9 protein-coding genes are annotated in these 6,760 nt (G+C 66.9%); 4 read left to right on the top strand and 5 right to left on the bottom strand.

Going from position 1 to position 6,760, the window contains the following annotated elements; translation table 11 throughout:
• The first annotated feature begins 51 nt into the window (after window positions 1-51).
• Window positions 52-1,032, top strand: coding sequence for a DUF3027 domain-containing protein (locus G6016_RS00475; RefSeq protein ID WP_241729620.1), 981 nt, complete (start codon window positions 52-54; stop codon window positions 1,030-1,032).
• Between the two features lie 3 nt (window positions 1,033-1,035).
• Here the strand turns inward: G6016_RS00475 and G6016_RS00470 are convergent, their stop codons facing one another.
• The 3 genes from G6016_RS00470 to G6016_RS17030 all read right to left on the bottom strand — a co-directional run bounded on the left by G6016_RS00470 (window position 1,036) and on the right by G6016_RS17030 (window position 2,501).
• The gene (locus G6016_RS00470) at window positions 1,036-1,497 is read right to left on the bottom strand and encodes an SRPBCC family protein (protein ID WP_182630752.1); all 462 of its coding nucleotides are present in this window, start codon (window positions 1,495-1,497) and stop codon (window positions 1,036-1,038) included.
• Window positions 1,498-1,558: 61 nt separating this feature from the next.
• Window positions 1,559-1,900 (bottom strand): ArsR/SmtB family transcription factor, encoded by a 342-nt coding sequence (locus G6016_RS00465; RefSeq protein ID WP_182630751.1) that lies wholly within the window; start codon window positions 1,898-1,900, stop codon window positions 1,559-1,561.
• A 133-nt stretch (window positions 1,901-2,033) separates the two neighbouring features.
• The gene (locus G6016_RS17030; RefSeq protein ID WP_182630750.1) at window positions 2,034-2,501 is read right to left on the bottom strand and encodes a DUF2530 domain-containing protein; all 468 of its coding nucleotides are present in this window, start codon (window positions 2,499-2,501) and stop codon (window positions 2,034-2,036) included.
• A gap of 78 nt (window positions 2,502-2,579) precedes the next feature.
• Between G6016_RS17030 and G6016_RS00455 the strand changes: the two genes are divergently transcribed.
• Together G6016_RS00455 and G6016_RS00450 are read left to right on the top strand one after the other, a co-directional pair.
• The gene (locus tag G6016_RS00455; RefSeq protein ID WP_182630749.1) at window positions 2,580-4,049 is read left to right on the top strand and encodes an NCS2 family permease; all 1,470 of its coding nucleotides are present in this window, start codon (window positions 2,580-2,582) and stop codon (window positions 4,047-4,049) included.
• Between the two features lie 35 nt (window positions 4,050-4,084).
• Window positions 4,085-4,921 carry a TrmH family RNA methyltransferase gene (locus G6016_RS00450; RefSeq protein ID WP_182630753.1) on the top strand — a complete coding sequence of 279 codons (837 nt, stop codon included), beginning with the start codon at window positions 4,085-4,087 and terminating at the stop codon, window positions 4,919-4,921.
• A gap of 17 nt (window positions 4,922-4,938) precedes the next feature.
• On the opposite strand, the gene G6016_RS00445 is transcribed toward G6016_RS00450, so the two are convergent.
• On the bottom strand, window positions 4,939-5,373 hold the full coding sequence (locus tag G6016_RS00445; RefSeq protein ID WP_182630748.1) for a hypothetical protein: 435 nt from the start codon (window positions 5,371-5,373) through the stop codon (window positions 4,939-4,941).
• Window positions 5,374-5,636: 263 nt separating this feature from the next.
• Between G6016_RS00445 and G6016_RS00440 the strand changes: the two genes are divergently transcribed.
• Window positions 5,637-6,212: a hypothetical protein gene (locus G6016_RS00440; RefSeq protein WP_206682273.1), complete on the top strand. Its 576-nt coding sequence runs from the start codon at window positions 5,637-5,639 to the stop codon at window positions 6,210-6,212.
• A gap of 49 nt (window positions 6,213-6,261) precedes the next feature.
• On the opposite strand, the gene G6016_RS00435 is transcribed toward G6016_RS00440, so the two are convergent.
• Window positions 6,262-6,591, bottom strand: a complete 330-nt coding sequence (locus G6016_RS00435; protein ID WP_182630746.1) for a YnfA family protein — start codon at window positions 6,589-6,591, stop codon at window positions 6,262-6,264.
• Between the last annotated feature and the right edge of the window lie 169 nt (window positions 6,592-6,760).

Genomic DNA, 6,760 nt, shown 5'->3' with positions numbered 1-6,760 from the left:
CGCGGCGGGCCGAAAGTGACTCCGGCGAGGTGCCTGCGCATAATGGGATAGATGAACACCGAGGTAGGCACGGATCAGGAGGCGGGCGTCGTGTTTGACGACGCGCTGCGCGAGCGACTGGCCTCCGGCGCCGATGTGGCGCTGGCCGCGGTGGACGAGTTCGCAGGCCACGGCGTGGGGGAGCACCTCGGGACCGTGGTGGAGGCGGACTTCACCACCACCCATCGTTTTGCCGCCGATCTGCCCGGGTACCGCGGGTGGTACTGGGCGTGTGTGCTGGCGTTGGTGCCCGGCGGTGAGCTCACCGTGGATGAGATCGCGCTGCTGCCGGGGGATGAGGCGCTGGTCGCGCCCGAGTGGGTGCCGTGGGATCAGCGGGTACGCGCCGGGGACCTGGGTGCGGGAGACCTTTTACCGCCCGACGACGACGACCCCAGGCTCGTCCCCGGTCACACCCTCACCGGGGATGATCGCCTCGACGAGCTGACCGGTCCCATTGGCCTGGGCCGCGAGCAACACTTGAGTCCTGAGGGCCGGGCCATGGCCGCGGAGCGGTGGATGGCCGAGCGCGGACCCGACTCCGAGGTGGCGCGCGCCGCCAAGAACCAGTGCTTCAGTTGCGGTTTCCTGCTCCCGATGGACGGGCTGCTCAGCCGCGTGTTCGGGGTGTGCGCCAACGAGTTCTCGGCCGATGGCCAGGTGGTGCACATGCAGTACGGGTGCGGCGCGCACAGTGCGGTGGAGCGGCCCAAGGACACAGGGCCGGCTACTCCCGAGGCCTTCGACGACGCCGCGGTGGACGTGATCGTCCTGCCGCAGCAGCTCCGGGCCGCGGCCAAGGCGCGCGAAGAGGCCGAGGCTGCGGAGAAGAGCGAGGCCGAGGCCGCCGAGGCTGCGAAGCCCGAGCAGGCTGAGGCTGCCGCCACAGCCTCTACCCCGGAGACCGCAGACGCAGAAGCGGCGCCGGAGCCGGCTCAGGCCGAGGCAGAGTCTGCGGCTGATTCCGAATCCGACGCCACCCCTGACGCCTGAGGCTTAGCCCCGGGTCACCGAGCGCGCGGCGAACAGTTCGTCGAGCACCTCGAACGCCTCGGTCCAGCCGCCGAACACGCCATGCTCCGCCTCCGGATCGGCGTTGAGACCGAGCAGGTGGAAGGTCATGTCGGTCTTGCCGTCCGCGGTTTCGGCCAGGTCGACGGTGATCACGGGCATGTCGTCGGCGGCGTCATCCGGTGATCCCCACGTGAAGCGCAGCCGGCTGGGCTCGTCGATCTCCAGGTACTCGCCGGCGGTGGGCCAGCGGCCGCCGGTGGGGTCGATCATCAGGTAGGCGTATCGGCCGCCCACCTTGAGGTCGATCTCGACGGACTCCTCGGGCACCACGACCTGGTGCGGGTGCCACCACTTGGCGGCGGTGGTGGGGTCGGTCCAGGCGTGCCAGACGAGTTCGCGAGGCGCGTCGAAGGTGCGGTTGATGGTGAACTGCGGTGCGGACATGATGGCTCCTTCTCTCGGAAGTATCGTGCCTTGCCGTCCTGGTAGCGAACGGGTGTGGTGGTCAGCGGTCCTGGTCGCGCTGGAGTCCGGCGAGAACCTCGTCGAGTCGGTCGAAGCGGTTCTGCCAGAGCGCGCGATTGCGCTCAACCCAGGCCGTGGCCTCGTCCAGGGGTTCGGGTCGGAGCGAGCAGATCCGCCACTGGGCGTGCGTGCTGCGCTCGACGAGTCCGGCCGACTCGAGGATCTTCAGGTGCTGCGAGATCGCCGGTGCGCTGATGTCGAATGGTTCGGCCACCTGGCCCACTGTCGCCGGGCCCGTGCTCAATCGCTCGAGGATGCCCCGCCGGACGGGGTCGGCGAGTGCCTGGAACACGCGCGACAACGGATCGTCGGCCCTGGCCATTTAGTCGCCTCCTTAATTAGTGAATGGCTTAACTATGCGCTTCGACGATGGTCGCGTCAATGGTTGGGAAGTGGCAGATTTCCGGGTGACCTGCCGTTGGCTGTCAGAGACAGGCGCGACTGTCGCGGGCGAGCTATTCCCGGACGTCGAAGTCCAGGCCGACTTGCGCGCCCTTCGCGCCGCGGAGTACGGCCCGCCGCTGGAGTGCGTAGATCGCGGTGCCGAACGCGCCCACGCCCACGCCGACGCCGCAGAGGATGACGGTGCGCATGTCGCCGTCGAAGAACAGCATGTGCGCCAGGAGCGCGAGCGTCCACGCGACCGTGCCGATGATCACCGGCGGGCGCGGGTCCAGAAGGTACGACGGGATCGGCGGTGCCTCGGCGGTGGCCAGTGCGGTCTCGGCCTCGGGGGAGGAGCTGGCCTCGTAGGTTGCTTCGGACTCGGGGGAGGGGCTGGCGTCGGTGGGGTCGTCGTCGGGCTCGGGAGTGGCGTCGTAGGCGGGGGTGGTGTCGCCGGCCAAGGGGCCCTCGGAGGACGACTGATCGTGAGGCTCATGAGGCACGTGGTGCGCCTGTGGCTTCACTGAGTCGTCATTCATGCCCGCGACGCTACCGCAGGCACCGGGCCGGTTACTCTATGACGGTTCCTCAACCCGTTCGCCTGGAAGGCCGTCCAGATGTCGCAGAGCACCGGGGCTGATCCCAAGCCCTCCGCGCAGAGCAGCGCACTCGACCGCTATTTCAAGATCTCCGAGCGCGGCTCGACGGTCTCGAACGAGGTTCGCGGCGGACTCGTCAGCTTCTTCGCGATGGCCTACATCGTCGTCCTCAACCCGCTGATTCTCGGCTCGGGCACCGACGTCAACGGCAACCAGCTCTCGATCGCCGAGATCGCCGCCGTCACCGCGTTCACTGCCGGCGTCATGACCATCGCCTTCGGCGCGATCGCCCGATACCCGTTCGCATTCGCGACCGGCCTCGGCATCAACTCGCTGGTCGCCGTCACCATCGCGCAGCAGGTCACCTGGGCCGAGGCCATGGGCCTGGTGGTGATCGAGGGCGTCATCATCGTGATCCTGGCGATCACCGGGTTCCGCACCGCCGTCTTCAATGCGGTCCCGCCGGCGCTCAAGGCCGCCATCGCGGTGGGCATCGGCCTGTTCATCGCCATGGTCGGGTTCGTCGACTCCGGCTTCGTCCGCCGCATTCCCGACGCCGCCGGCACCACCGTCCCAGTGGGCCTGGGCATCAACGGCTCGATCGCCTCGTGGCCCACGTTCGTGTTTGTGATCGGCCTGCTGCTGTGCGGCATCCTCGTGGCCCGCCGGGTCCGCGGTGGCCTGTTCATCGGCATCGTCGCGACCGCGATCATCGCCGTGATCGTCGAGGCCATCGCCAACGCCGGCCCGTCCTTCGTCGATGGAGAGCCCAACCCCACCGGCTGGAGCCTCGCGATCCCCGCCATCCCCGACTCCCTGGGCGGCCTGCCCAACCTGTCGCTGATCGGCCAGGTGGACCTGCTCGGAGCCTTTACCCGCATCGGACCACTGGCCGCAGGCCTGTTCGTGTTCACCCTGCTGCTCGCCAACTTCTTTGACGCCATGGGCACCTTCACCGGCCTCGGCAAGGAAGCCGAGCTCATGGACGACAAGGGCAACCTGCCCAACATGAAGGCCGCGCTGGTCGTCGAGGGATTCGGTGCAGTCGCCGGCGGTCTGACCTCGTCGTCGTCGAACACGGTTTTCCTTGAGTCCGCCTCGGGTATCGCCGAAGGTGCCCGCACCGGCCTGGCCAACATCGTCACGGGCGGCCTGTTCCTGATCGCGATGTTCTTCACCCCGCTGTACGAAGTTGTGCCGGTCGAGGCCGCCGCGCCCGCGCTGGTGATCGTGGGCGCGCTAATGATCTCGCAGATCAAGCAGATCGATCTCACCGACTTCTCCGTGGCGCTGCCTGCGTTCCTGACGATCGTCGCGATGCCGTTCACGTACTCGATCGCCAACGGCATCGGGATCGGGTTCATCGCGTGGGTCGTGATGGCCACCGCCACCGGCAAGGCGAAAACCGTGCACCCGATCCTGTGGATCGTCGCCGCCGCGTTCGTGGTGTTCTTCGGCATCGGGCCGATCACCGACGCGCTGTCCTGATCGGGCCGTGGTGAGGCGGGTGCGGTGTGACTGAGATGCGAGTCGTCGACGTCACCGACCCCGCCGATCCGCTTCTCGACGACCTGCGGGATCTCAACAAGTCCGACAAGCGGCCCGACCTGCCCGGTGGGCGTGGCCTGGTGATTGCCGAGGGCACCTACGTGGTGGGGCGGATGCTGCTCTCGCGGTTCACGCCTCACGTCATGCTGGGCACCGACATGCGGCTCGAGCAGCTCCGGCGTGAGGCGACGGCCGAGGGCTGGGACGCCGACGAGCGTGCCGGCGACGCCGTGTACCTGCGGGCGTCAAAGGACCTGATCAGTGAGGTGATCGGGTTCAAGTCCAGCCGCGACATCCTGGCCGCCGCCAATCGCCCCGAGCCGCTGAGCGTCGAGTCCGTGGTGGACGGCGCGCGCACGCTGGTGGTGTTGGAGGGCGTCAATGATCCCGAGAATCTGGGCGCGATCTTCCGGAACTGCGCCGCGCTCGGCGTGGATGGCGTCCTGTTTGGTGCCGCGGCCGGGGATCCGATGTATCGACGCGTGGTGCGGGTGTCGATGGGGCACGTGCTGCGGCTGCCGTTCGCGCACCTTTCCGGCACGCCCACCACATGGCAGCGTTCGCTCGACGATCTGCACGAGCAGGGGTTCCGGACTATTGCGCTGACGCCGTCGGCCGATACGTCGTTGGCCCGGGCCGTGGACGCGGAGAAGGTCGCCTTTGTGTTGGGTGCCGAGGGGCCGGGGCTCACCGAGCATGCGATGCGCGCCTGCAGCGTGAGGGCCGCGATCCCGATGACGGACGGAACCGACTCACTCAACGTGGCGACGGCCGCGGCGGTGGCGTTCTACGAGAGAGCGCGGGAGGGCTAAGACGGTGGGGAGTCCGCCTAGAGACGGGCGAACTCCACGCTTTCGACATCCAGCGAGTCAATTGCATCGTGCTCGTCTGCCGGCTCGACCGTGACAGAACGACCTGTGGCGATTGCCTGGTCGATCAACGTCAGCACCATCTTCACCTGTGAATTCGGGTGAACCGGGACTCGTTCGACATCGCCCGGAAGATGTCGGATGACTCCAGTGGAGCAGTTGAGAAGACGGAACATCATCTCGTTCTCAGCCAACCCCGTGGTAGCGATCCCGATCAACTCCGCACCTTCGCGAGCGACATCGGCCATGACGTCCATCCACAGGTCGGTATCGAGGCACACCACTGCTGGCTTGGACGAGTACTGCGCCGGCCGCTCAGCTCGCCTCATGTCGGAGGTCATCAGCTTGACGAATCCGTATTGAGCCTTGGAGCGCTCATTCGCGTACGAGTTCATCGTTTCCACCTCCCGAGGGATCCTTCCGAGTTCAGAATATCGCCGCAGACACCGGGGGCGCGTTGTTGGAAGTCCAGGTCGACATCAGAGCTGCGGTGAAGGCCCGCGAAGAAGCCCAGGTCCCGTTTGAAGACGTGGCGGAAGGGCTTGGTTCGTAGCTCGTAGCTAGCGCGGGGCATTCATGACCCGAATCCGCCATCCACACTTGCACTGCGCACTGGTTTGCACGCGGTTAGCATAGGTATGCAATCGAAAAGCGCATGATGGCCGAGCAGTTCAACGATCTGGACCTGTCGCTGGACGATGCAGAAGGCCTGACTGCCAACGTCCGATCACAAATGATGAGGTCCATCTCCTCGAGAACCGTTCCAGTCAGCCCACCCGATCTGAACTATCTGCGCGATCACGCGGGGCTGAGCGATCCGTCGATCGTGGACGACTGGCGGCCGGAGGCCGAGGACGCATTACGGGCAGAAGTCGCCGTAGCAGGGGCCGCTCAATTTCTGCTGGACACACTCAACCTCGATGAGGCCACCAAGCTCCTGAGAAGGGATACGACTGTCGTTTCCCGGCAGGTGAGCAGCTGCCAACTCCTGGCAGTGCAATGGGACGGTCGGCCACGCTTCCCGTCGTGGCAGTTCCATGAAGGCAATGCCTTACCAGGAATGGCTGGCATCGTTGAGGCTCTGTCCTCTGCGGAGATGGACGCCGTGTCGCTGGGCAACTTCATGACGCGCCCGAATGACGAGCTAGACGGACTATCGCCCGTTGACTTCCTCGTGGGCGGCGGCGACCCGAACGAAATCGTGGCACTGCACGATGCAGTGGCGCGTAATTGAGTTGAGCGAAGGTCCCGAGGACACCACGACGTCCGGTCCGGCGGGGCAGCTAGCGCGGGGCGTACATGATCACGCCCACACCGACCAGGCACAGGAGCGCGCCGGCGATGTCCCAACGGTCCGGGCGGAAGCCGTCCATCGCCATCGCCCAGACCAGGGAGCCGGCGACGAAGACTCCGCCGTAGGCCGCGAGGATGCGGCCGAAGTTAGCGTCCGGCTGGAGCGTGGCCACGAAACCGTAGGCACCGAGCGCAGCGACGCCAAAACCCATCCAGATCCAGCCACGATGCTCACGGACGCCCTGCCAGACCAGCCAGGCGCCGCCGATCTCCAGTAGCGCAGCCAGGCCGAACAGCAGGATCGACTTGGCGACGGTCATTCTTTAGCGGTGTCCTTCGTGGCGTCGGGAGTGTCCGGGGCATCTGGAAGCTCAGGGCTGGCTGCGGGCTCGGGGCTGGCTACGGGCTCGGGCTCCACGGAACCGTCGCGGGGAGCGGCGCTGGCGTCGGGCGCGGAGGCCGCCGCGAGCCGTTCGCGCTCGAGCTCGC

This window comes from Dietzia aerolata, assembly GCF_014144865.1.
Lineage (GTDB): Bacteria > Actinomycetota > Actinomycetes > Mycobacteriales > Mycobacteriaceae > Dietzia > Dietzia aerolata.
This window is presented reverse-complemented; position numbering and strand designations above follow the sequence as displayed.